This window comes from Pandoraea soli, assembly GCF_902459595.1.
Lineage (GTDB): Bacteria > Pseudomonadota > Gammaproteobacteria > Burkholderiales > Burkholderiaceae > Pandoraea > Pandoraea cepalis.
The window spans coordinates 140,052-162,778 of the sequence record NZ_CABPSG010000003.1 but is presented as its reverse complement, the minus strand read 5'-3'; the positions used below and the strand labels follow the sequence as shown (position 1 = coordinate 162,778).

Here is a 22,727-nt window from a genome sequence, read left to right as displayed (position 1 = left end):
GGGGAATTCCGGAACCTGACAAGCGTTTCGCGCGATATCGTCGAAAAAAGTTTCGGGCGCGCTCATTCGCCGCGTTTCGCCGTGCCGCGCCTGGGCTTGATGCGTACCCAGAGGCTCTTGTTCCCGCCGCTGCCCGTGCGCTGCTCGACGTCGAACAGGCCGATGGTCGCCACGAGGTCGCTCAGCTTGCCGAACCCATAATTGCGCGAGTCGAAGTCCGGCGCTTGTTTGGCGATATGGCTGCCGATGGGGCCAAGGCTCGCCCACCCGTCCTCGTCCGACACGCCGGTCACGGCGTTACGCAGTAGCCGCACGAGGCGCGTGTCGCGCTTCAGGTCCGACGCGCTGCGGCGCTTGCGCGGCGCCGGGGCTTCGTCGCCGTCCGGCTCGTCGTCCTGACGCAGCAATTCCGTGTAGATGAACTTGTCGCAGGCCGTGACGAACGGCTGCGGCGTCTTGCGCTCGCCGAAGCCGTACACGATCAGCCCCTGCTCACGGATGCGCGAGGCGAGCCGCGTGAAATCGCTGTCGCTGGAGACGAGGCAGAAGCCGTCGAAGCGTCCCGTGTAGAGCAGATCCATCGCGTCGATGATCATGGCACTGTCGGTGGCGTTCTTGCCGACGGTGTAGCGGAACTGCTGGATCGGCTGGATCGAGTATTCGAGCAGGCACTTCTTCCACCCGTCGAGATTGGGTTTGGTCCAGTCGCCGTAGATGCGCTTCACGCTCGCCACGCCGTACTTGGCCACTTCGGTGAGCAGGCCTTCGACGATGGCGGGCGCGGCGTTATCGGCGTCGATCAGAACGACGAGCGTGGGGCCTTGGGCGGCCACAGGGGGTGTCACTGGCATGACGGGGTTCCTTGAACGCGAAGACGTTTCGCATTATGGCCCGGAACGGTGTCCGTCATGCCGTGACCGGAATCAGCGGTTGCCGCGACGCTGCCCCAGCGGGGCGAACCACAGCACCACAATGCCGACGAGCAAGCTCACGGCAGCGAACATCAGGCCCGAGGTGAACGAGTGCGTCCAGTCCTTGAGTGCGCCCACGACAATCGGACTGAGCGCCGAGCCGAGATTGCCGACGGCGTTGATGACCGCCAACCCGAGGGCGCGTGTGTGCGGGGCGAGACTGCGGTCGGGCACCGTCCAGAAGATCGCCATGGCGGTGTAGGCGCCGGTCGAGGCCATCGCCACCCCGGCGAGGCGCAGCGACGGCTCCGGCGCGAAGCACGTGACGACCCAGCCCGCCGCGGAGAAGAGCATGGGCAGCACCAGATGCCAGCGGCGTTCCTGCAACCGGTCGGAGCGGCGTCCCCACCAGATCATGCCGGCAATCGTGCAGACCGACGGAATCGCCGCGAGCAAGCCGATGGTCACGTTGCTGCTCGTCGTGCCGAAGCTCTTTACGATCTGCGGAATCCACAACGATGCCAGCGAGAGCGTATTGACGAGACAGAAGTACCCCAGCGCGAACTTCACCACGCTCGGTGTGAGAATGGCGCGCCACATACTGTTGCCGGCGTGCGCCGCACCGCCCGTCTGTTGCGTGAGCGCGGCAGCGCGGTCGCGGGCGATCATCGTGTCGAGCGCGTGCTTCTCGGCGACGCTCAACCAGCGCGCGTCGGCGGGCTTGTCGTCCAGATACCACCAGGTGACGACGCCGAGCAAGACCGTCGGCAGTCCTTCGAGCACGAAGAGCCACTGCCACCCGGCGAGTCCGCCCACGCCGTCGAGCCGCAGCAAATAGCCCGAAGCGGCGGCGCCGAGTGCGGACGTCACCGGCATCGCGATCATGAACCAGGCATTGGCACGTGCGCGCGCGGCCGAGGGAAACCAGTCGCCCATGTAGAGCAGCATGCCCGGCAGGAAACCCGCTTCGGTAATGCCGACGATGGCGCGAATGAGATAGAGGCTCGTGGCGTCGTGCGCGAACATCGTGGCGCTCGACGCGAAACCCCACGCGATCAGAATCGTGCCGATCCAGCGACGCGCGCCGACCTTCACCAGCATCAGATTGCTCGGCACGCCGCACAGCACATACGTGAGGTAGAACACGGTCGAGGCCATGCCGAACATCGTGCTCGTGAGCTTCAGATCCTGGCTCATCGTGAGCGCGGCGAAGCCGACGTTGATGCGATCGAGAAACGAAAACAGGAACAGCACGAACAGGAAACCCAGCAGGCGGCGCGAGACCTTGCGTACGACTTCGCGCTCCAGGGCCTCGTTCGGAAGACAGTGCGACGCCGGCGTGCCATCGAGGGCGACAGCGGCGGGCGATGCGGGTGCAGCGATTCCGCCGGCGATACCGGCGGCAGACGTGATACGACTCATGATGGGTGTCTTCTCCAACGCTCCCCGCCTCGGATACTGTGTGGCGGTGTGATGAAAACGGGCCCGCCGTCAAGGGCGGACGCCGAAGGGAACTGTGTTTAATCCTGCGCGCCGTGGGCGGCTTGCCGAATGAGGTCGATCACGCGCTGCGGCTCGCGGATCTCATGCGCCAGCAGCAGAACGACCTTGGCGAGCAGCAGCTCGCGCTTGTCTTCCTGCGCGGCGTCGATGGCCAGGGCGAGGGCGTCGTAAATCTCCTCGAGGCCGGCGTTGGCGGTTTGTTGGGCGGTCATGGCGGAGCTTCCTTGGATGACGTGACGGCTCAGGCGTGGGCCGTCGCTTGCGCGAGCGCGCTGGCAAGACGCGTGGCGTCGAGCTGCTGCCAGCGGGCGCAGACATGATGATCGGGACGCACGAGGTACGCCGTGCCGTTGGCGGCACCGTACTTCGTCGCGGCATGGCCCGTCGGATCGGGCAGCCTGAGGTCCGCGCCCGTCACGTCGCCTTCCGACGGCGCGAATGCGATCACCTTCACCGGCACACCGCGCTCGCGCCACGTCATCAGCGCATGACGCACGGCATCGTCGAGCGGGGCATCGCCAAACGTCAGCAGATGAAATGCGGCGCCGAGATGGTCGTACAGATAGTTGTTGTCGCCGAGCTTGACGTTCGGGGCCGGCGCGCCAACGCCGGGTCCCGCCGTCATCCGCGCGTTGTCGTCGTTGGCGCTGTTGAGCGGCGAGTCGCGGTAGTCGTGCGCGCGCGAGGTGCGCCAGTGGAACAGCGGCCGCACGAATTCGTGATCGAGCGAGAGATCGAGCACGGCGTCGCGCAACACACGGAAGCCATGCGAGGGCGGCGTCATGAAGCGCGTGCTTTTGCCGGCCTCCGCGATGATCTCGCGCGCCGCGCCCACGCGGTCGTGCGTGTACGACGCGAGCAATGACGCCGGCGCCGCACCCTTGGCGACCGCAGCGAGTTTCCACGACAGATCGATGGCGTCCTGGAAGCCGGTGTTGGCGCCGCGCACGCCGAAAATTGGCAGCAGGTGAGCGGCGTCGCCCGCGAAGAGGATGCGTCCGTGGACGTAGTCGGGCAGCGTAAGCGCGCGCGCGGAATAGACCGAGCACCAGTCGAGTTCCCACGGCGTGCCGCCCAGGCCCATCATCTCGAGCTGCGCATCGATGCGCTCACGAATTGTCTCGGGTTGCAGCGCGTGCTCGGACGTCTCCGACGCGGGCAATTGATAATCGACGCGCCAGATGCCATCCGGCTCGCGATGCATCAGCACCGTGTTGCCGGGATTCCAGTCGGGGGCGAAGTACGCCAGGCGCTCGGTCGGCAGGTCGAGATCGATGCGAATGTCGGCGATGACGAAGCGGCCTTCGTAGCTCGCCCCTTCGAAGCGCAAGCCGAGCGCGGTGCGCACCGTCGAGCGCGCGCCGTCGGCGGCGACGAGCCAACCCGTGCGTTGCGTGTACTCGCCGTCGGGCGTATCGATCTGCAGCGCCACGCCGTGGTCGTCCTGCGTCAGCGCAACGAGCTTGTTGCCCCATCGCATCTCGATGAGCGGCTGGCGCTCGACGGCATCGACCAGATAGCTCTCGAGCACGTTTTGTTGCAGGTTGATGAGCGGCGCGAAGCGGTCGTCTTCGTCCACCGGCGACTCCATGCGGAAGACGCGCTGGCCGCGATAGTAAGAATTCCCGCTGGTCCACGGCAGACCCTTGGCAATCACGGCGTCGGCCACGCCCACGGCTTGCAGAATCTCCTGCGAGCGCCGCGTGAAGACGATGGCGCGGCTGCCTTCCGAGACTTGCTGTTCGGCCTGCAGCACCACACAGCGCACCCCGTGGCGTGCCAGCGCGAGCGCCGTGACCATACCGATGGGGCCGCCGCCAACGACGGTGACCGGTACGTCCGGGGTTGTCTCGCCCTGCGGCGCAAAGTGGGGATGGACGCGGTACGCGTGATAAAGCGACGCGCGCGGGGTGGTCTCTGGTCGATACATGATGCGGCACCCAAAAAATTCGGCTCGGCACGTACGCCGCGGGTCTCTTGTCAGCGGGGAGACGGCGCAGGCGCAGCGCGCGAATGGCGAAAACGCCAACGAGCATATAGTTGCTAACGCAACCATTCTAGTGTGCTAAGGTTGCGCTCGCAACAAAATATCGACCGTTTTCGACTAGGGAAAAACACTGAGATGCGGCCTGTCCACCCATCGCTCGACCAGTTCTTGACGTACAAGATGCACCGACTGATGAAGCAGCACGACAAACGTATCGCGCAGTCGTATGCCGACACGGCGCAACTGAGTCTGGCCGAGTCGCGTGTGTTGGCGGCGGTAGGCACGGCGGGGGCGTTGTCGAACTCGGAACTGGCGCGTCGCGCGAATCTCGACAAGAGTCAGGCGAGCCGGGGGGCAGACGGGCTGGTGTCGCGCGGATTGGTGCGCCGCGCGCCGGACGAACACGACGGCCGCGCGGTCAAGGTCACGCTCACGCCGGAAGGCGAGCGTGTGTGGCGCGTGGTGATCGATGCGGCGCGCGCCCACTACGACCGATTGTTCGACACGCTGACTGACGAAGAGATGTGCGTGTACGAGCAACTGCTCGACAAACTGCTGCTGCGCTCGGACGAACTCGACGGGCAGGGCTGATCGATCTCACCCGGGGGGCATGCGCCGCGTGCCGCCTACGTGGTGCCACGGAAAACGGAAAGGGCACCCGCGTGAAACAGCGCCCCAAAGATCGGGGAGCTGCCACGCAGGTGCCCTTTGGCTCAAGTGCGATACGCGCACGTCGAAGCGATCCAATGCCTCAACGTCATCGCGTTGCACGCGTGATGCCGACCTTAACCCTCGTTACGCGAACGACAGCGTCTTCGTCAGATCGCCCGGCGGCATGGCCCCGCGCGCCGCGAAGGCGGCGTTGCGATGGGCGATGCCTTCGAGGGTCGGCAGATCGTACAGGCGCGTGATGAAGCGCAGGATCGACGTGGTGTCGTAGAACGTGTGATCGACATTGCCGCGCTTGGCGAACGGCGAGACCACCAGCGCCGGAACGCGTGAGCCCGGTCCCCAGCGGTCGCCCTGCGGCGGCGCGACGTGATCCCACCACCCGCCGTTCTCGTCGTACGTAATCACGACCATCATGTTCTGCCACTGCGGCGACTTCATCAGATGGGCCAGCACGTTCGCCACGTGTTGGTCACCCGACTCCACATCGGAATACCCCGCGTGTTGGTTCAGGTTGCCCTGCGGCTTGTAGAACGTGACGGCGGGCAGCTTGCCGGCGATGGCGTCGGCGATGAATTTGTTCGCGATCGGGCTGTCGCCTTCACCGGCATCGCGCAGATGTCTCTCGCGTGCGGCCGTGCCGGGTGCGAACTGGGCGAAGTAGTTGAACGGTTGATGGTGATACTGGAAGTTCGGTTTGTCCGCACCGCCCTTATGATCGAGCGCCGACTGCCACGCGCCCGCGTACCACGCCCACGACACGCCCTTCGTCGAGAGCACGTCGCCGATGGTCGCGAACGTTTGCGGCGGCAGCGTGGCGGGGTTCGACGGATCGGCCAGACGCTTGTCGCCGGAAGCGGCGGGCTTGACCGGCGACGGCTGATAAGCCGGCATCATCGTATTCACGGCAAAGTTGTCGGGCGTGATGGCACCGTCGCGCACGAACTTCGGCGGACCATCCGCCGCCGACGCGGGCGACGCCGGCGACACGGCCAGACGTACACCTTGCGGCCCATCGACCAGCACGGCGATCTTGTCCTTGGCCGGACTTTGCGCGGCGTTCGGATACACCGGCGGGCGTCCCGAGATCAGGAACTGGTGGTTCAGGAACGAACCGCCGAAAGCCGCCATGAAGAAGTTGTCGCACATCGTGTACTGCTGCGCGATCTTGTACATGTCGAGTGTCTTGGCCGTCTCGCCGTAGTAACCCATCGTCAGACCGCCTGAGTTGGCCCATGCGGCGAACTGGTTGTTCGTGCCGCCGTTGATCTGCATCTGGTTCTGCCAGAACAGATGCCACAGATCGCGCGTGATGACCGACGTCGGCAGCAACTGGCCCTCGGCATCCTTGAGCATGAACGGTGCGTTCGGCTGCCGCGCGATGTTCTTCTCGGTGATGTGGTACTTCTTTCCACCGATCTTCTGAGCGCGCGGCACGAGACCCTCGAAGATCGGCGGCAGCAGCGGCATTGGCGTTTTGCCGTCGCGGTCGAGTTGGGTGCAGACCGATGCCGGCACTTTCGCGAGCGGCTTCTCCAAGCCGGGGAAATCGGCAAACAGATTGTTGAAGCTGCGGTTCTCGAGATAGATCACGACCACCGTCTTGATGTTGGCCTTGAGCTGGGCGTCGAACGTGCCGCCTGCGGCGACGGCCGTCGGCGCTCCGGCACCGCCTTCGGCTGCGCAGCCGGCCAGGGCCGTGGTGGCACCCGCCGCGCTGGCCGCACCGATGGCAGCCAGGCCCTGAAGCAGACGGCGGCGCGACGGATCGGCTGGGTTGTCGTCGTGCGCGAGGTCGGCGTCGAGCGCGGGATCCTGAGGTTGGGGCTTGGCGTCGTGCGTCATGATGTCCTTGATGGGCGAGTCGGGCAGAGGCGTTCGGCGAGGCAGGCGTGCACACCCGCATGCGCTCGGCAACGGCTGACGCGCGGGAGCCGCGTCGTCCGCCTGCCGGGGCAGGTCGGGCAGACGACGTTTTTACGCGGGGAGTGTGACAATTCGGTGACGCCGTCGCGGCGTCACGACAGACACAACTCGGTGGCGTGGCTCACGCGGTGCCAGTGACTCAGGCGGATCACGCTGCGGGCGTGACCGGATGCCCGGCGTAGCCCGTGTCCTCGAACAGCTCGGTTTGGAACTGTTCGACCAGATCGTCGAGCAGGGCGCGCAACGCGCTGGGCATCTGTTTGCGCGACATATAGACGCCGTAGACGGTCATCTCGCGTGGCACGTAATTGGGCAGCAGCGCACGCAAGGTGCCATTGCGCAGATGCGGCAGCGCCGAGTAGACCGGTTGCATCGAGATGCCCGCACCCGCAAGCGTAGCGGCGAAGACGACATTGACTTCATTGGCCGATAGATTGCCGCCGACGGGCACGCCCAGCGGTGTGTCGTTGTGCGTGAATTGCCAGAGGCTTTTGCCGAAGTACGTGTAGGTCAGGCAGTTGTGCAGAGCGAGGTCTTCGGCGCGCTCCGGCGTGCCATGGCGCTGGAGATATGACGGCGCCGCGCAGACCACCGAATGGCACGTGGCGAGACGACGGGCAATCAGTCCGGGCGACGGCTCGGACGTTACGCGAATCGCCAGGTCAATGCGCTCGTCCACCAGGTCGACGGTGCGGTCCGCCACCACGAGATCGATGGCGACACCGGGATACCGCAAGATGAACCGCGTGACCGCCGCCGCCAGGAATGCCTGAGCGAGCGACGTGCTGCAAGCCACTCGCAACAGGCCGCGCGGCGCAGTGTCGGCGTGCGAGGCACACGCCAGATCGTCGGCGATACCCAGCATCTCGCGACAACGCGGCAACGCGTCGTTCCCGGCGTCGGTGAGGCTGACCGCACGGGTCGTCCGATGCAGCAGCCGCGTGCCAAGCCACGCTTCGAGTTCGGCCAGATAGCGCGAGACCATCGCCCGCGACATATCCAGCCGCTGCGCGGCTGCCGTCAGCGACCCCCGCTCGGCCACTTCGGTGAACACCCGCATTGCCGTCAGACGATCCATGATTTGCCCGATCGATGCAACAAAGTGATCGCCATTATGGGCTTTTTTTGCGCGACTGACGCGACTACGATGGCAAGCATGAGCGGTATCGAACGACGGCATTGTCGCCGCAAGGCGATGCCAGCAGGTCGTTCCAATACGATCCCGACCGTTGTGCGCGTTGAGCGTCTGCCGCTTGTCGCGAATTCCCTCGTCACTCCCAGGAGAATCCTGATGAAAGTCGCCTTGATTGGTATTACCGGCCGCGTGGGTACACGCGTTGCCGCCGAACTGTTGCAACGTCAACACACTGTGACGGGGATCGCCCGCAATCCCGAACGCGTCGAAGCCGAGCAGGGGCTCACCGTCGTCAAGGGCGACGCCACCGACCCGGCGTCGCTCGCGCCGCAGCTCGCCGGTCACGATGCCGTGATCAGCGCGGGTCGCTTCGTATCCATGGACGCCGCCAAGCTCATCGACGCCGTCAAGCGTGCCGCCGTACCGCGTCTGCTCGTGGTGGGCGGTGCGGGCAGCCTCGACATCGCGCCGGGCAAGGCGCTGATCGATACGCCGGAATTCCCGGAGGCGTACAAGCCGGAAGCCAGCGCAGGCCGCGTGTTCCTGCAAGTGCTGCGCGCCGAGCCGAAGGCGTCACCGCTGAACTGGACATTCCTGTCGCCGTCGGCATTGTTCGAGCCGGGCGAGCGCACCGGCAAGTTCCGTCTCGGTGGCGACGGTTTGCTCGTCGATGCCAACGGCAAGAGCTGGATCTCGATGGAAGACTATGCCATCGCACTGGTCGACGAGCTCGAGCGCAACGCGCATCCGCGCGCGCGCTTTACCGTCGGCTACTGAAGCTGTTGAGCGTGAGATGACGGCGGTGCGCGTCGATCGTCCGCGCGATCAGCGCGCCTGCCGGAACGTGAGGTTGTAACGCACGGCTTGGGCGTCGAAGCTACCTTCGACGCCCGCAATGCCGTGATAGACGAGTCGCGACGGCCCGCCCCAGACGACCACGTCGCCCGGGGCAAGACGAATGCGGCGGGTGCGATCGCTACGATGCAATCCACCCCACAGAAACGTTGCGGGAAGTCCAAGCGACACCGACACGATGGGCGCGCTCAGGTCGCGCTCGTCGTGATCCCGATGCAACGTGAGCCGCGCATCCAGCGAGTAACGATTGACGAGACAGGCGTCTGGCGCGAAGTCGCGATACCCCGCCGCGTCGGCAGCGCGGCGCGCGAGCGCGACAAACGATGTCGGCATCGACGGCCACGGGTGCTGCGAAAGCGGATCGTGCGTGCCATAGCGGTACCCTTGTCGGTCGCTGATCCATCCCACGTCCCCGCAATTCGTCATGGCGACCGACATGCGCTTGCCGCCCGGCGTCAGCCAGTGACGCAGCGGCGCTTGCGCGATCACCGCGTCGATATCCGCCTGCAATGTCGCCAGTTGCGCCTGGGCGAACCCGCGCAACACGAGCGCGCCCGGACCGAGTGCGTCAACTTGCGGCGTGTCGTGGCCCGTGTCGTCATGCGCTGGGCCGAAAAGGTCGAGTGTCATGTGGCGTCGTGCAGGATCACGCCGAGCGTGTGTCGATGGCCGCTGCGCACCCGGCTCACCCCGTGTCGCAGGTTGACGCGGTACACCCCGCGCGTGCCGTTCACCGGACGGTGATGCACGGCGAACAAGACCGCATCGCCGCGCGTGAGCGGCACCACCTCGGCGCGCGACTGCATGCGCGGGCGCTGTTCGGTGACGACGAACTCGCCGCCCGTGAAATCCTCGCCGGGCTGAGACAGCAGAATGGCCACCTGCAACGGGAAGACGTGTTCTCCGTAGAGGTCTTGATGCAGGCAATTGTAATCGCCAGCCGCATAGCGCAGCAGCAACGGCGTGGGGCGGCGCTGACCGGCGCCGTGACATTGCGCGAGATAGTCGCGGTGTGTGGGCGGATAGCGCGTGTCGATGCCCATCGCCGCGTGCCAGCGGTGCGCGATGTCGCGCAACGGCGCGTAGAACGCTTCACGCAACGCGGCGACCGGCGGCGGCAGCGGGTAAGCGAAGTACTGATATTCGCCCTGCCCGAACCCGTGACGCGCCATCACGATACGGCTGCGGAAACGCGGCGACGTGGGCTTAGTGCTCAGTGTGCTCCGTGGCGCGTCGGTCTCGCCGTACATCTCGCAAAGCGCGGCGCACTCGCTCGCGTTCAGCAGTTGAGGAATGCGCGCCGCGCCGTAGCGATTGAGTTCGTCTTCGAGGGCGGCCCAATCGAGCGACTGCACGCGCGCGCTCACCGCGTCACCTTGGTCGTCGCGTCGCCGCTTTCCTCGCCTTCGTGGGCCAGCAAGGCGCGTTTGCGCTCGACGCCCCAGCGATAGCCCGACAGCGCGCCGTCGTGGCGCACGATGCGGTGGCACGGAATCACGACGGCCAACGGGTTCGATGCGCATGCCTGCGCTACCGCCCGCACCGCCCGAGGGGCCCCAATGCGCTCGGCGATCTGCATGTAGCTGGCCGTCGCACCGGCCGGCACGTCGCGCAGTGCTTGCCACACGCGTTGCTGGAACGCCGTGCCGCGTACGTCGAGCGGCAACGACAGACCGGCGCGCGGCGACTCCACAAACCCCACCACCTGGGCCACCCATCGCTCGAACTCGGCGTCGGCACCGACCAGTTCGGCCCGCGGAAAGCGGTCCTGCAAGTCCTTTACGAGCGTGTCGGGGTCGTCGCCCAACGCCACGGCGCAGAGTCCGCGCGGCGTAGCGGCGACCAGCAATGCGCCGAGCGAGCACTGCGCGACGGCGAAGCGAATCGATTCGGCCTTGCCGCCCGCGCGGAACGCCGCGGGCTTCATGCCGAGCAGCGCATCGGCACTCGCGTAGAAGCGGCCGTTGGAATTGAAGCCGGCGTCGTAGTACGCCGACGTGACGCTCTCGGCCGCGGTCAGTGCGTCGCGTACACGCTCGGCGCGACGCGCGTTGGCATAAGCGCGTGGGGTCACGCCGGTCACCGCGCGAAAGAGCCGGTGGAAATAGTGCGGGCTCAGGCCGGCCTCGGCCGCGAGCGCGTTCAGACGCGGTGGCACCTCGGCCGTCTCGATCTGCCGACAGGCGGCCGTCACCAGTGCGGCGTGACGGGCCTGGCGCGCACCGGATGCGCCGAGCGTCGGCTGGCAACGTTTGCAGGCGCGAAAGCCCGCGCGCTCGGCCGCGGCGCTATCGGCATGGAACGTCACGTTTTCGCGCCGCGCCAGTCGCGCGCCACATGAGGGGCGGCAATACACCCCAGTCGTACGCACGGCGTAGAAGAATTCGCCATCCGCCTGCTTGTCGCGCGCGGCAACCGCCGCCCACTTGGCGTCGTCGGTCGCGTAGTGCGATTCGGCCGCGCGGTTGCTCGTCGGGACAGAAGACGGCTGTGCGTGCGAGAGACTCGGGCTGCCGGTGTGGCTGCCGGGGCGAAGGGGACGTTTGGCGATCATTGGATAGGTGGGCATTTCAGGGGTCTCCCGATGACTGAGGACTTGCCTTCAGTGTAGGGAGCCGGTCGCGATGCCGCGCTCCGTTTCTTGCTATCGAATTCGGTCAGACGCCCGGCGGCAGCGTCGTGCCAAGCTTGGCCGCAAGACTCATCGCCATCACGAGCACGAGCGCCTCGATGGCGACCACGCGCGCGAAGGCCGTCGTATCAAGCGGCGTCTCCCCGGTGTCCAGCACAAGGCGCGGCAGGAAGTGCCAGCGGTTCCATGCACCGAGCAACGCGGCCATGCCGACGAGCACGAGCTTCGTCACAAGCCACGCAAGGTAAGGCGCGTTCTGCGGGGCGAACCACAGCGAGGGCGTTTCACCGAGCGTGCGCCACGCGTTGAACGCCCCCGTCACCAGCGCGACGACCATGGCCAGCGCGGCGACCGAGGAAAGCCGTTCGCCATAAGCTGCCCGCGCGCCCACTGGCCAATGACGCCAGCCCGGGATCGCGCATCCGGCGACGAGGAGCGCACCGGTCCACGACGCCGCGGCGGCGACATGTAACGTATGAACGCCGATGGCGAGCCACGGCACGGACGCATCGACCGCGTGCCCCGTCCCGGCGCGGGCGAGCGCCAGCATCACGGCGCCGCTGGTGTAGACCATGCGTGCATAACGCTCCTGACGGTGCTCGCGCCGATGATGCCGGTCGCGGGGATCATCGGCGATCGGCAGCGCCGCGCGCAGGCGGCGTCGCGCGTCGTACCAGGCCCAGACGCCCGTGCACAGCAGTGCGACGCCTAGCGCGGCGATCCATTGCATCCGGCCGAAGTGGGTTTGGGTGAGCACCACCCACACGTCGCCCATCATGGCAGACGCGCTTTCCCAGTCGCCGCCCGTCATCGCATCGGTGCTTGCGAACACGTAGGCGATCCACGCGAGTACGGCGAGTCCCGCCGCAAAGGCCGGCAGAACGCGCAGCGTGAGACCGCGCCGCACCGCGTGCGGACTGCGCAGCAGCAGCACACCGAGGGCCAGTGCCAGCGCGAGGTTCAGCAGTCCTGCGGTGGCAGGCTGCCAGGTGCCGGCGGCCAGATCGGCCGACATCACTTCACGGAGAACTTGACGTTGCCTTGCGTGCGATGGCCGTCACTCGCGACGGCAACCCAGTTCGCCTGATAGTGACCCGCGACAAGCGCGGGAAGCGGCAACGTGAGCGTCTTGCGCGAGGCGTCGAGTTCGGCCTTGGCCTGTGTGACCGGTTTGCCTTGGGCGTCGACGACGCCAAGCTTCGAAAGGGCGCCTTCGAGCGTCGAGTCGAACGTCACGCGCACGGCCTTCGGCGCCGCGACACTCGCCTGCGCGGCCGGATCGCTCGAGACGACGTGTGCATGGGCCCACGCCTCCTGCGAGAGCGCGGTCAAGCCGACCACGGCAGCCAGTGTGAGTCCGTGCGTCGCGCGACGCAGGAAGCCGGTGGCACGAGGAGCATGGGAAGCGTTCTTGGAAGTGCGCATATCGAGTGGGCTAACGAGTTGGGTAATGATCTGAACAAGCCGCGAAGACATTAGGGTGGCGGTGTTCGTAGGCCGGCGGTAGGGCCGAACGCGCTCGCGTTGTCCTGCGCGCAGGCGCGCTCAACGCCGCTCGCGCAGTATCGCAGACCTTGCAGACCGACGCAGCCATCTGCGGGTTCCCAGGGGGGCGCGTCTCGCGCGGCAATGTGTCGCGCCGATTGCATCGACGCATGCTCGTCATTCTGCAACTGAGTTGCAAAATGACGTCGACCTCAGTATCATCGCACCATATTGCAACTTGGTTGCATTAATCGGCCCGCGAACCGCGCGGCGGCGGGGACGGGCGGGCGTGACGCGCGCTATGGGACGTCCGCGCGCCGTTCCGGCCTTACAAGATCACAGGACTTTGCTGCCATGACGATTCCTCTCGGGGCATCCGGCGACGCTGACCGTCGCCTGCCCGTGACCGTGCTTTCCGGTTTTCTCGGGGCCGGCAAGACCACGCTGCTCAACCATGTGCTGCGCAATCGCGAGGGCCTGCGCGTGGCGGTGCTCGTCAACGACATGAGCGAGGTGAACATCGATGCCTCGTTCGTGGAGCGCGGTGCGGACAAGGCGGGCGCGGCGCTCTCGCGCACGCAGGAGCGCCTCGTCGAGATGAGCAACGGCTGCATCTGCTGCACACTGCGCGAGGATTTGCTTATCGCGGTGCGCGATCTGGCGCGGGAGGGCCGCTTCGATTACCTGCTCATCGAGTCCACGGGCATTGCCGAGCCGATGCCCGTGGCCGCGACGTTCGAATTTCGCGACGACGCCGGGCAATCGCTCGCCGACATCGCCCGGCTCGACACGATGGTGACCGTCGTCGATGCCCTGCATGTGCTGGCTGACTTCCACAGCATCGACACGCTCGCGCAGCGCGGCGAGGTGGCCGGTGAGGAGGATGAGCGGCGTCTTGCCGAACTGCTGACCGAGCAGATCGAGTTCGCGGATGTGGTGGTCGTGAGCAAGGGGGATCGCGTGGACGCGGCGCGGCTCGACGCCGTCAAGGCGCTGATCGCGGGTCTCAATCCGTCGGCCCGCATCGTGCTGGGCGAGCACGGGCAGGTGCCGCTCGCCGACGTGCTGGGTACGGGGCTTTTCGATCCCGAGCGCGCCGAGCGAATGGCCGGATGGGCGCAGGCGCTCGAGGGCGATGCCGCGTCAGAATCCGACACTTATGGTGTGACGAGCTTTGTGCTGCGTCGGCGTGAGCCGCTGCATCCGGCGCGTTTTGCGTCGTTCATGGCGATGCCGTTCGACGGCCTGATCCGTGCCAAAGGGTATGTCTGGTCCGCGAGCCGTCCGGCGTGGGCGCTCGCCTATTCGCGCGCCGGCAATACGGCGACGCTGGAGCCGATGGGGCACTGGTGGGCGGCCGTGGATCAGGACGTGTGGCCGCCCGAGGGCGATCCGCAACGCGCCGCCATCGAGGCGAATTGGGAAGCGACCTGGGGCGATCGCCTCAACGAAGTGGTGTTCATCGGACGCGGCATGGATCGTGACGCCATCGAAAAGGCATTCGACGCGTGCTGTCTGAGCACCGTCGAGCGCTCGCTCGGCGATGCCGCCTGGCGCGACGACGCGCAAGTGTTGCCGCTGCTCGCTGACGATGGGGGCGCGTGAGCCGGTGAGACAGCAGCCGACGAGCTGTTCCTCTCTGGACACGCATGAATTGACGGCGCTCAGGGCCTTCCCTTGCTGCGATGGCGCCGGAAACGCGACCGTCGAATGATTCAAGGGTGCGGAATTGATTCCGCCGGGCATCTCGCGGTCTTGAATGCGGGCGAGCATCGGGCCCGACTTGCACCGCAGCATTGCCCCGAGCAACGCGTTGTCCAGCAAGCGGGCGCCGGACCGATTACGGCGGTACCTGGATGGAGGGCGAGGATTGCGCACAAATCCCTGCCGCAGCCAACTCGGCGACTTCATCGGTAATTGCGTCTTGCCGGACGATACGGGACTCGCGCATGAGCGCCGCAAGCTGGTCCTTCACATGATGACTGGCCGCGAGCATCGCCGCCAGGCGCGCCGCATTTTCCGAAGCGAACGACTGCATCAGGCCTTCGCATAGCTCAAGGTACACATAGCGCTCCGTGAGTCCAGTCAACAACTGGTCGAGTGGAAGATTGAAGAGCGGCGGCTGCCTGCGCGACGACGATGTGAATCGCGCGAACTCGAACGGCACGAGTCTGCGCGTCACAATTTGTTCGCCCAGGGCAGGGCCGGGCGTCGCGTGGACGAGCCACAGCGCCGACGATGCACGGTTGCGAAAGCGCGCGAATACCGCATCGGCGATCTGCCCGGCCACCCGCATTGCGTCGTCGGCGTGCGAGGCCATGGGCACAGACCAGACGCACGGCAATGCCCGTTCCCGAGCCAGCATTGCGCCTCGCGTACCGACCACGAAGATCTCGCCTGGCGCATCACCCTTCAGCCATTCGACCCGCGCGAGCAGATGCTCGTTGAAACCGCCGACGAATCCCTGCTCTGTGCACACGACGATCAGGATGCGGGTCCCGCTTTCCGCTGGCGCGGGATCTGGCGCATAGCCTGACGGCGCAGCCGACAGCACCCAGCCGATCGCCTCGCCGACGGTTGCCGCGCTCGAGCGAATACCAGCGAGCCGCGCCTGCGCTTCACGCTCGCGCGCGGCCGCGATGCCACGCATCGCGCCGATCACCGCTTCGAGTTGTGTCGCCGACGCGGCGCGACTCTCGATCTCACTGAGCTTGCTGGTCATCGCGATGTCACCGCTCGGCCCCCCGATTGATGTGCTCATGTGCGGCACGTTCGACAAGCGTGCGGATCCGTTCGATCTGACGCTTGCGCTGCGCGTCGTCGAGCACGCTCAAGAGCCAGGCCTCAGCGGCGCCATCGCGAACCGCCTCGTTCGAAATCCTCAGTTTGTCGCGAACCCAGGCCGTGACGTCGCGCGGGACGCCGTCGAAGACGCCGTCATCGAGGGCCGCGAGCAACGCAATTTGATCTGCCACGCGCAATGCGCTGAAGCGCGGTTGCGTGATCAGTGCACGGATCCGCCCGCCCCGCTCGATTTTCGCGTTCACGCGTGCGTCCGCGAGACCGCCGAAGTGGCTGAACATCTCGAGTTCGAGAAACTGCGCGTAGTCGAGCCGCAAACGGCCCGCGACATCGCGTAGCGCCGCGCGCTGCGCCTTGCCGCCGACGCGGCTTACGCTCAGCCCGACATCAACCGCGGGCCGTTGATTCGCGGCGAAAAGCGCCGCGTCAAGCACGATTTGTCCGTCTGTGATCGAGATCAGGTTCGTCGGGATATATGCCGATAGATTGCCGGCGTACGTCTCGGCGATCGGCAGCGCGGTCAATGAGCCGCCACCAAGCGCTGGCGACAACTTGGCTGCGCGTTCGAGCAGGCGCGCATGGAGATAGAAGATATCGCCGGGATACGCCTCGCGCCCGGGCGGCTCGCGCGTGAGCAATGCGAGCTCGCGATGCGTTGCCGCGTGTTTTGTCAAATCGTCGATGACGATCAGCGCGTCTTTGCCGCGATCGCGAAAGAACTCGGCAATCGAAAAGCCCGCAAACGGCGCAATCCATTGCAGCCCGGACGGCGTTGCTGCCGATGCGACGACGAAAATGCAGCGCTCGGGCGCGCCGTGCTCGCGCACGGCATTGATTGCGCGCTGCACCTCCGTGGAGCGTTGCCCGACCGCGACATAGACGCAGATCACGTCGCTATGCTTCTGATTGACGATCGCGTCGATGGCAAGCGAGGTCTTGCCCGTTGCGCGGTCTCCGATGATCAGCTCACGTTGGCCGCGTCCGATGGCAAAAAGCGAATCGACGACCAGCACACCCGTCTCGAGCGGCTCACGCACGAAATCGCGCTCGATGATCGCAGGCGCCGGGCGCTCCACGGGCAGGCGCGCTTCGCATTTGGGGGGCTCGCCTGCGTCGAGCGGTCTGCCAAGCGGATCAACGACCCGGCCGAGCAGCGCATCGCCAACGGGTACGTCGAGCATGCATCCGGTACGAACGACTTGCATCCCGGCCTGCACCGGCGTGTCGCCGTCGAGCAAAACAACGCTGGCGGTGGCTTCGTAGAGCGAATGAATGAATCCGCGCACTCCGCACTCGATCTCGACCACCTCGTCAAGCGCGGCGTCGGGCAGGCCCGAGAGAAACGCGATGCCGTCGGCGATTAGCTCGATGCGCCCGATGCTGGCCGCACTCGGTTCGGGGGTGAGGCGTTCGAGCGCTTCACGCTGGCGGGCGAGCCACACGTCGGCCGACTGTTCGTCGTTGAGATCAGCGTTTGGGGCCGTCATCGCGAAGTAACCCGCCATGAATCTGTTCCAGCTGATCTCGCCAGCTATTGCGTACTACGCCGTGCGTGCCCGACAACTCAAGTCCCGCGATCAACGCCCGGTCGACCTCGGTCGTGAACTCGACGCGACGCCCGAGCATGGTGGCGAGCGCTGCGGCGCACGCGGCACGTTCATCCGCCGACAACGCGCGCGGCGCTATGAGCCGCAGCGATGTGTCCGCGGCCATTTCTGCGCGCGCGGCCGGTGACAGCAGGCGAACGCCATTCGCCAGTCCGGCGATGAACGCTGTCACGCGCATGCCGTCGGGCAGTTGGTCAAGCAACTTCCCAGCGATGTCGACAGCGAGTCGCAGCGTTGCCGCCGACGCCGCTTCGGCCTGTGCTGCCCGCTCGCGCGCGATTTCAGCCGACGCCTGGGCGCGATGCCGAGACACTTCTTCCTGCGCTGCGGCAAGCAGCGTCGCGCGCTGCGCTTGCGCTTCGGTCTCGAAGCGAGCGAATGTCTGTGCTCGCTGTGCGGCAATCTGCTCGCGCTCTGCCTGCACCGTATCGCGCTCGGCCTGCGCCGCGAGCTTTGCTGCCTTCGCGTCGCTCATCAGTGCATTGGCACTGGCCTGACGCTCGGCCATGATCTTCGCGACCGGACGGAACAAAAAGCGTGCGAGCAGCCATACGAGAATGAGCGCGTTGATTGTTTGCAGTGCCAGCGTCGACCAGTCGAGTTTCATCGCGCGCCCTATTTCACGAATGGGTTCGCGAACAACAGCAATAACGCGACGACAAGGCAATAGATCGCCATTGTCTCGATCATGGCAAGGCCGACGAACAGCGTGCGCGATAGCGTGCCTGCCGCATCGGGCTGACGGGCGATTGCATCCATCGCGGCCGCGACCGCACGGCCCTCGGCAAGCGCGGGGCCGATCGCGCCGAACGACACGGCAAGTGCGGCCGCGGCGATGCTGATGATTTCAATGAGGCTCATGTCTGTCCTTTGGGCTTGTCGTGAACGGAAATGCCTGACTTGCCGACTGCCGCGCCGATAAAAACCATCGCGAGCACCGCGAAAATGTAAGCCTGAACCGCGCCGGTCAGCAGGTCGAGCGCCATCAGCGGAATGGGCACGAGCAGCCCGGCGAGCGACAGCACGATGCCGACCACGAACACGCCGCTCATCACGTTGCCAAACAGGCGGACCACGAGCGAGAACGTTCGCGTGACTTGCTCGACGACGTTCAACGGAATCATGACCCACGTCGGTTCGGCGAACGTGGCGAGGTAGCCGCGAATGCCGCGCGTGCGCACGCCGGACACGAACGTCGCGCAGAGCACGAGCAGCGCGAGCGCGGCGTCCGTTTCCAGATGCGCGGTCGGCGGTTCGACCCCCGGAATGAGCGACGACCAGTTTGCGACCAACACGAACAGGAACAACGTGCCGATCAGCGAACGGTACGGCGCGGGGTCGGTCTGCATCGTCGCGCGAATTTCAGTGTCGAGCGTGCCGACCAGCAGTTCGAGCGCGGTTTGCACACGCGACGGAAAGACTGACAGCTTGCGTGTAAGCAGCAGCGAGGCGCCCGTCATCGCGGCCATGATCGCCCACGTCACGACCACGGGCGCCGTGAGGATGAGAGGTCCCGCACGTAGCAGCGGCTCCGCGATAAACGGCGCGTGAATCACGACGCCACCCCGCGTAGTGCCAGCGCGACGCCACGAGCCCAGAGAAAGCCGCCGACCCCGCCGAAGACTGTGAACGCCCCCATGCTCGAAAGCCATACGAACACTGAACCGGTGATTGCGAGGCGTGCCAACTGCATCGCCAGCGCGAGCGTCACGCGGCCTTGTGCGAAGCCCGCCACGCTCCAGCGCAACGACGTGAAATGCAGCGCGCCAGCGAACCGCCCCACCACGAGCCCGGTGCTCGCGAGCATGAGTGTGTTGGCCAAGGGCAATAGGCTCAAGTCAATCATGATCCCTCCTTTGCTGCCGATGGATCCAGCGCCATGCGCACCACATGCCGACGGCCGCGCCGATCATCAGTAGCGGCGCGGAAAAAAGCACGCGCGTGCCGGCAATGCGGTCCAGCCAGTGCCCGAGCGCAAGGAAAACGAGTATCGGCAGAACGATCGTCCAGCCGAGAATGCCAATCTGTCCGAGCCGCGCGCCAAGCGACGGCTCCGGGGTCGCGCGTGCGATCTGCTCGCGTCTCGCGGCGCGCTTCGCCGCTTGCGCGATGCGATCGCCGTCTTTCCCGTCGGCGTCTCCGGAAGGCGGCCAAGACGTCATTGCGCGGCTCCTCGCTTGGGCTGCGGCCGAAGATAACGCAGCATCTCACGCACAGCCTGCGCATGCAGACGCGTCTGTTCGACGCGCGCGCGCCGCGTCGCGTCGAGTTGCGCGGCGCGGGCGCGGCGCACCTCCGCTTCGAGCCGATCGAGCGAAGCGCCTGAAACTGCTTCGCGACACGCAAGTGAAACGTCTGTGCCGCCCGACACGACAAGCACGCCGCCGTCGATCGCACAGTAATGCTCGCTGCCATCGGCCCCGCGCCAGCGCACGACGGATGCACTCAGCAGCGTGACAAGATCCGCGTGTCCGGCGTGAATGCCAAATGCCCCACTGTCGTCCTCGGCACGTAAAGACGATGCCGCGAGTCCGTCGACGACGATTTGCGACGGCGTGGCGATCGTCAGCGTGAAACAACGGTCTGTCATGGCGGGGCCTCCTCTCACGTAGGGCCAGCCGCCGCTTTCTTGCTGCGCGCTTCCTTCGCGCGCGCCTCGTCTAGCGTGCCGACCATATATAGGGAACTCTCCTGCCAGTCGTCGCACTCGCCCGCGAGAATCGCCTTGCTGCCGGCGATCGTGTCGGCGAGCGCGACCGATTGGCCGGGCTGGCCCGAGAAGGCTTCGGTGACCGTGAACGGTTGCGTGAAAAATCGCTGCAGTCGGCGCGCGCGTTGCACGGCAAGACGATCGTCGATGCCAAGTTCCTCAATGCCGAGTAACGCGACGACGTCCTGAAGTTCGCGTTGATGCTCGATCACGCGCCGCACCTCGTTGGCGACTGCCGCGTGCATTTCGCCAACGACGAGCGGATCGAGCAGGATCGACGATGACGCGATGGGATCGATAGCGGGGTATATACCTTCCGCGGCGAGCGAGCGCGACAAGACGATCATGCTGTCGACGTGCGACGCGATCGTCGTCACGGCGGGGTCGGTAAAGTCGTCGGCGGGGACGTAGACGGCTTCGATCGCAGTGACCGCCGCATTTCCCACCGACACGATTCGCTCCTGCAACGCCGCGACTTCGCTAGCGAGGGTTGGCTGATAGCCGACCCTCGAAGGCATGCGTCCGAGCAGCCCCGAGACCTCCGCCCCCGCCTGCACGAAACGAAATATGTTGTCCATTAGCAGCAATACGTTCTGGCCGCGATCATCGCGGAAATACTCGGCGATCGTTACCGCGGTGAGCGGCACGCGCCAACGCGCGCCGGGCGGCTCGTTCATCTGTCCATAGACGAGTACCGCGCGCGGCAAAACACCGGAGCTGCGCATGTCCGCCAGCATTTCATGCCCTTCGCGAGAGCGCTCGCCGACGCCAGCGAACACCGACATCCCGCCATACTGCGCTGCCATCACGTGAATCAGTTCCATCACGAGCACGGTCTTGCCGACGCCCGCGCCACCGAACATGGCAGCCTTGCCGCCATGCGCGATCGGTGCCAGCAAATCGATGATCTTGATTCCCGTCTCGAACAGACGAGTCGTGCCTTGCTGTGAGGAGAGCGGCGGCGGCGCGCGATGAATCGGTCGGCGCTCGACGGCGTCGGGCAAACGTTCACCGCCGTCGCGGGTCATCCCGGCCACATCGAGCAGCCTGCCGAGCACCGCGTCGCCCACGGGCACGTCGATGGGCTTGCCGCTCGCTCGCACCTCCGCGCCGCGTGCAAGTCCCGCGGTCGCGTGCAACGCAAGCGCGCGCGCGGTGCACGCGCCGGTGTGCGCCTGGACTTCTGCGAGGATCCGCGAACCGCCTTGGAGCGCAATCCATACCGCGCTATTGACCGGGGGTAGGTGCTTCGCATCGAACTCGACGTCGATGATCGCACCGCGCACTGCGCTCACTCGACCACACGCCGCGGCAGTCATTGCGCACGTCGCGGTGTCCTGACAGTCGGTGTTGGCAGCAATCGGCACGGCGCGTTCTCCACGATCGGACACGGAACTCCTTCACGATAGTGGCACCCCGAAGAAGAGAACTGATCCGGATCAAACTTTGCGGACATCGGTTGCACCAGACCGAGCGCGCGACGCACCGTAGGGCGCGAAAATCGCCGTACGGTGCGTCTGCCTGCCGCGCCTTAGAAGTCAGGCGTTTCCACCGGGCGCAGGTCGAACACGAGCACTTCCGCGTCGTTGCCGTGCGAGAGCGTGAGCGCGGTTTCGTTGCGCACGCGCACCCCGTCGCCTTCCGTCAGCGCCACGCCGTTCAAGCTTACGCTGCCGCGTGCAACGTGCACATAGGCGTAGCGGTTCGGCGCAAGTGCGAGCGTGGCCGACTCGTCGCCATCGAACAGGCCGGCGTATACACGCGCATCCTGATGGATGTGCAGCGAGTTGTCGCTGCCATCGGGCGAGATGATCAGGCGCAGCTGGCCGCGCTTTTCTTCCGGCGTGAAGCGCTGTTGCTGATACTCGGGCGCAATGCCTGCCTGATTCGGCACGATCCAGATCTGCAGGAAGTGCACCGGCGAGGTGGGCGAGTGGTTGAACTCGCTGTGTGCCACGCCGCGCCCGGCGCACATCAACTGCACGTCGCCCGGTTCGATCACCGACCCCGTACCCATGGTGTCCTTGTGTTCGAGCGCACCCTCGAGCACGTAGGAAAAGATCTCCATGTCGCGGTGCGGGTGCTTGCCGAAGCCCTGTGCCGGCGCCACGCGGTCGTCGTTGATCACCAGCAGATCGGAAAAGCCGACTTGCTTCGGATCGTAGTAATTCGCAAACGAAAACGTGTGGTGCGAGTTCAGCCAGCCATGGTTGGCAACGCCTCGGTCCGCAGCTTTTCTGATGTCCAGCATGATGGGCTCCTGTGTCTTCATCGTTTCGTTGAGAGGCTGGGTTGGCCTCGATGAATGTCATTGTAGAGTCCTGACGGAAAACCACAATCCTCGTGATTTGCGAATAATTGTCCTGAATTAGGTGACAATTGAGGCCGGCGACGATCACCCATCTCCCGGACGTGGGGCGGACGATTCTTGATCCGTGGGGTTCAAACGGCCGAAAGCGCGGGCGTGGGCGCGCGTGCCGATGCGCGATGTGCGAGACTACGGAC

At 65.9% G+C, this 22,727-nt stretch carries 24 protein-coding genes; 3 read left to right on the top strand and 21 right to left on the bottom strand.

Translation table 11 applies throughout. From position 1 onward, the window contains the following. Positions 1–62: 62 nt before the first annotated feature. The 4 genes from PSO31014_RS07255 to PSO31014_RS07240 all read right to left on the bottom strand — a co-directional run bounded on the left by PSO31014_RS07255 (position 63) and on the right by PSO31014_RS07240 (position 4,344). Entirely contained in the window at positions 63–851 is a 789-nt protein-coding gene (locus PSO31014_RS07255; protein ID WP_051060351.1) for an NYN domain-containing protein, read from the bottom strand. Between the two features lie 72 nt (positions 852–923). Further along, complete coding sequence (locus PSO31014_RS07250) at positions 924–2,333, bottom strand: MFS transporter (protein ID WP_150550989.1); 1,410 nt, start codon at positions 2,331–2,333, stop codon at positions 924–926. A gap of 98 nt (positions 2,334–2,431) precedes the next feature. Next, entirely contained in the window at positions 2,432–2,626 is a 195-nt protein-coding gene (locus PSO31014_RS07245) for a DUF2783 domain-containing protein (protein WP_150550988.1), read from the bottom strand. A gap of 29 nt (positions 2,627–2,655) precedes the next feature. Next, the gene (locus PSO31014_RS07240; RefSeq protein WP_150550987.1) at positions 2,656–4,344 is read right to left on the bottom strand and encodes an FAD-dependent monooxygenase; all 1,689 of its coding nucleotides are present in this window, start codon (positions 4,342–4,344) and stop codon (positions 2,656–2,658) included. 192 nt (positions 4,345–4,536) lie between these two features. On the opposite strand from PSO31014_RS07240, the gene PSO31014_RS07235 reads away from it, so the two are divergent. Further along, positions 4,537–4,992, top strand: a complete 456-nt coding sequence (locus tag PSO31014_RS07235) for a MarR family winged helix-turn-helix transcriptional regulator (protein WP_150550986.1) — start codon at positions 4,537–4,539, stop codon at positions 4,990–4,992. Between the two features lie 204 nt (positions 4,993–5,196). On the opposite strand, the gene PSO31014_RS07230 is transcribed toward PSO31014_RS07235, so the two are convergent. Continuing rightward, entirely contained in the window at positions 5,197–6,915 is a 1,719-nt protein-coding gene (locus tag PSO31014_RS07230) for an acid phosphatase (protein WP_150550985.1), read from the bottom strand. Between the two features lie 229 nt (positions 6,916–7,144). Next, on the bottom strand, positions 7,145–8,074 hold the full coding sequence (locus PSO31014_RS07225; protein WP_150550984.1) for a LysR family transcriptional regulator: 930 nt from the start codon (positions 8,072–8,074) through the stop codon (positions 7,145–7,147). 213 nt (positions 8,075–8,287) lie between these two features. On the opposite strand from PSO31014_RS07225, the gene PSO31014_RS07220 reads away from it, so the two are divergent. After that, positions 8,288–8,908, top strand: a complete 621-nt coding sequence (locus tag PSO31014_RS07220; RefSeq protein ID WP_150550983.1) for an NAD(P)-dependent oxidoreductase — start codon at positions 8,288–8,290, stop codon at positions 8,906–8,908. 48 nt (positions 8,909–8,956) lie between these two features. On the opposite strand, the gene alkB is transcribed toward PSO31014_RS07220, so the two are convergent. The 5 genes from alkB to PSO31014_RS07195 form a co-directional block, all read right to left on the bottom strand. After that, a complete protein-coding gene (gene alkB, locus PSO31014_RS07215; RefSeq protein ID WP_150550982.1) occupies positions 8,957–9,616 on the bottom strand; it encodes a DNA oxidative demethylase AlkB in 660 nt (219 codons plus the stop codon). Further along, complete coding sequence (locus PSO31014_RS07210; RefSeq protein WP_150550981.1) at positions 9,613–10,353, bottom strand: 2OG-Fe(II) oxygenase; 741 nt, start codon at positions 10,351–10,353, stop codon at positions 9,613–9,615. Before PSO31014_RS07210 ends, alkB begins: the two co-directional genes overlap by 4 nt. Further along, complete coding sequence (gene ada, locus PSO31014_RS07205) at positions 10,350–11,555, bottom strand: bifunctional DNA-binding transcriptional regulator/O6-methylguanine-DNA methyltransferase Ada (RefSeq protein WP_246176475.1); 1,206 nt, start codon at positions 11,553–11,555, stop codon at positions 10,350–10,352. The genes PSO31014_RS07210 and ada overlap by 4 nt, the downstream gene beginning before the upstream one ends. Positions 11,556–11,643: 88 nt before the next feature. After that, positions 11,644–12,633, bottom strand: a complete 990-nt coding sequence (locus PSO31014_RS07200; protein WP_150550980.1) for a copper resistance D family protein — start codon at positions 12,631–12,633, stop codon at positions 11,644–11,646. Next, positions 12,633–13,043: a copper resistance protein CopC gene (locus tag PSO31014_RS07195; RefSeq protein ID WP_150550979.1), complete on the bottom strand. Its 411-nt coding sequence runs from the start codon at positions 13,041–13,043 to the stop codon at positions 12,633–12,635. Before PSO31014_RS07195 ends, PSO31014_RS07200 begins: the two co-directional genes overlap by 1 nt. Before the next feature lie 414 nt (positions 13,044–13,457). Between PSO31014_RS07195 and PSO31014_RS07190 the strand changes: the two genes are divergently transcribed. Beyond that, positions 13,458–14,708 carry a GTP-binding protein gene (locus tag PSO31014_RS07190; protein WP_150550978.1) on the top strand — a complete coding sequence of 417 codons (1,251 nt, stop codon included), beginning with the start codon at positions 13,458–13,460 and terminating at the stop codon, positions 14,706–14,708. Between the two features lie 235 nt (positions 14,709–14,943). Here the strand turns inward: PSO31014_RS07190 and PSO31014_RS07185 are convergent, their stop codons facing one another. The 10 genes from PSO31014_RS07185 to PSO31014_RS07140 all read right to left on the bottom strand — a co-directional run bounded on the left by PSO31014_RS07185 (position 14,944) and on the right by PSO31014_RS07140 (position 22,473). After that, complete coding sequence (locus tag PSO31014_RS07185) at positions 14,944–15,864, bottom strand: F0F1 ATP synthase subunit gamma (protein WP_246176473.1); 921 nt, start codon at positions 15,862–15,864, stop codon at positions 14,944–14,946. Next, positions 15,833–17,410 carry a F0F1 ATP synthase subunit alpha gene (locus PSO31014_RS07180; protein ID WP_425494855.1) on the bottom strand — a complete coding sequence of 526 codons (1,578 nt, stop codon included), beginning with the start codon at positions 17,408–17,410 and terminating at the stop codon, positions 15,833–15,835. The genes PSO31014_RS07185 and PSO31014_RS07180 overlap by 32 nt, the downstream gene beginning before the upstream one ends. Next, positions 17,373–18,119, bottom strand: coding sequence for a F0F1 ATP synthase subunit B (locus PSO31014_RS07175; RefSeq protein WP_150550977.1), 747 nt, complete (start codon positions 18,117–18,119; stop codon positions 17,373–17,375). Before PSO31014_RS07175 ends, PSO31014_RS07180 begins: the two co-directional genes overlap by 38 nt. A gap of 8 nt (positions 18,120–18,127) precedes the next feature. Continuing rightward, positions 18,128–18,373 (bottom strand): F0F1 ATP synthase subunit C, encoded by a 246-nt coding sequence (locus PSO31014_RS07170; protein WP_150550976.1) that lies wholly within the window; start codon positions 18,371–18,373, stop codon positions 18,128–18,130. Beyond that, the gene (locus PSO31014_RS07165) at positions 18,370–19,068 is read right to left on the bottom strand and encodes a F0F1 ATP synthase subunit A (protein WP_150550975.1); all 699 of its coding nucleotides are present in this window, start codon (positions 19,066–19,068) and stop codon (positions 18,370–18,372) included. The genes PSO31014_RS07170 and PSO31014_RS07165 overlap by 4 nt, the downstream gene beginning before the upstream one ends. Next, complete coding sequence (locus tag PSO31014_RS07160) at positions 19,065–19,358, bottom strand: N-ATPase subunit AtpR (protein ID WP_150550974.1); 294 nt, start codon at positions 19,356–19,358, stop codon at positions 19,065–19,067. The genes PSO31014_RS07165 and PSO31014_RS07160 overlap by 4 nt, the downstream gene beginning before the upstream one ends. Next, positions 19,351–19,674: an AtpZ/AtpI family protein gene (locus tag PSO31014_RS07155; protein ID WP_150550973.1), complete on the bottom strand. Its 324-nt coding sequence runs from the start codon at positions 19,672–19,674 to the stop codon at positions 19,351–19,353. The genes PSO31014_RS07160 and PSO31014_RS07155 overlap by 8 nt, the downstream gene beginning before the upstream one ends. Beyond that, entirely contained in the window at positions 19,671–20,102 is a 432-nt protein-coding gene (locus PSO31014_RS07150; RefSeq protein WP_150550972.1) for a F0F1 ATP synthase subunit epsilon, read from the bottom strand. Before PSO31014_RS07150 ends, PSO31014_RS07155 begins: the two co-directional genes overlap by 4 nt. A 14-nt stretch (positions 20,103–20,116) precedes the next feature. Then, positions 20,117–21,541, bottom strand: a complete 1,425-nt coding sequence (gene atpD, locus PSO31014_RS07145; protein ID WP_150551219.1) for a F0F1 ATP synthase subunit beta — start codon at positions 21,539–21,541, stop codon at positions 20,117–20,119. A gap of 212 nt (positions 21,542–21,753) precedes the next feature. Continuing rightward, a complete protein-coding gene (locus PSO31014_RS07140) occupies positions 21,754–22,473 on the bottom strand; it encodes a pirin family protein (RefSeq protein ID WP_150550971.1) in 720 nt (239 codons plus the stop codon). Between the last annotated feature and the right edge of the window lie 254 nt (positions 22,474–22,727).

Bases quoted from the DNA above. Each gene is read 5' to 3' on its own strand.
- PSO31014_RS07255 (WP_051060351.1), bottom strand. From the start codon at position 851: ATGCCAGTGACACCCCCTGTGGCCGCCCAAGGCCCCACGCTCGTCGTT.
- PSO31014_RS07250 (WP_150550989.1), bottom strand. From the start codon at position 2,333: ATGAGTCGTATCACGTCTGCCGCCGGTATCGCCGGCGGAATCGCTGCA.
- PSO31014_RS07245 (WP_150550988.1), bottom strand. From the start codon at position 2,626: ATGACCGCCCAACAAACCGCCAACGCCGGCCTCGAGGAGATTTACGAC.
- PSO31014_RS07240 (WP_150550987.1), bottom strand. From the start codon at position 4,344: ATGTATCGACCAGAGACCACCCCGCGCGCGTCGCTTTATCACGCGTAC.
- PSO31014_RS07235 (WP_150550986.1), top strand. From the start codon at position 4,537: ATGCGGCCTGTCCACCCATCGCTCGACCAGTTCTTGACGTACAAGATG.
- PSO31014_RS07230 (WP_150550985.1), bottom strand. From the start codon at position 6,915: ATGACGCACGACGCCAAGCCCCAACCTCAGGATCCCGCGCTCGACGCC.
- PSO31014_RS07225 (WP_150550984.1), bottom strand. From the start codon at position 8,074: ATGGATCGTCTGACGGCAATGCGGGTGTTCACCGAAGTGGCCGAGCGG.
- PSO31014_RS07220 (WP_150550983.1), top strand. From the start codon at position 8,288: ATGAAAGTCGCCTTGATTGGTATTACCGGCCGCGTGGGTACACGCGTT.
- alkB (WP_150550982.1), bottom strand. From the start codon at position 9,616: ATGACACTCGACCTTTTCGGCCCAGCGCATGACGACACGGGCCACGAC.
- ada (WP_246176475.1), bottom strand. From the start codon at position 11,555: ATGCCCACCTATCCAATGATCGCCAAACGTCCCCTTCGCCCCGGCAGC.
- PSO31014_RS07200 (WP_150550980.1), bottom strand. From the start codon at position 12,633: ATGTCGGCCGATCTGGCCGCCGGCACCTGGCAGCCTGCCACCGCAGGA.
- PSO31014_RS07195 (WP_150550979.1), bottom strand. From the start codon at position 13,043: ATGCGCACTTCCAAGAACGCTTCCCATGCTCCTCGTGCCACCGGCTTC.
- PSO31014_RS07190 (WP_150550978.1), top strand. From the start codon at position 13,458: ATGACGATTCCTCTCGGGGCATCCGGCGACGCTGACCGTCGCCTGCCC.
- PSO31014_RS07185 (WP_246176473.1), bottom strand. From the start codon at position 15,864: ATGAGCACATCAATCGGGGGGCCGAGCGGTGACATCGCGATGACCAGC.
- PSO31014_RS07180 (WP_425494855.1), bottom strand. From the start codon at position 17,410: ATGGCGGGTTACTTCGCGATGACGGCCCCAAACGCTGATCTCAACGAC.
- PSO31014_RS07175 (WP_150550977.1), bottom strand. From the start codon at position 18,119: ATGAAACTCGACTGGTCGACGCTGGCACTGCAAACAATCAACGCGCTC.
- PSO31014_RS07170 (WP_150550976.1), bottom strand. From the start codon at position 18,373: ATGAGCCTCATTGAAATCATCAGCATCGCCGCGGCCGCACTTGCCGTG.
- PSO31014_RS07160 (WP_150550974.1), bottom strand. From the start codon at position 19,358: ATGATTGACTTGAGCCTATTGCCCTTGGCCAACACACTCATGCTCGCG.
- PSO31014_RS07155 (WP_150550973.1), bottom strand. From the start codon at position 19,674: ATGACGTCTTGGCCGCCTTCCGGAGACGCCGACGGGAAAGACGGCGAT.
- PSO31014_RS07150 (WP_150550972.1), bottom strand. From the start codon at position 20,102: ATGACAGACCGTTGTTTCACGCTGACGATCGCCACGCCGTCGCAAATC.
- atpD (WP_150551219.1), bottom strand. From the start codon at position 21,541: ATGACTGCCGCGGCGTGTGGTCGAGTGAGCGCAGTGCGCGGTGCGATC.
- PSO31014_RS07140 (WP_150550971.1), bottom strand. From the start codon at position 22,473: ATGCTGGACATCAGAAAAGCTGCGGACCGAGGCGTTGCCAACCATGGC.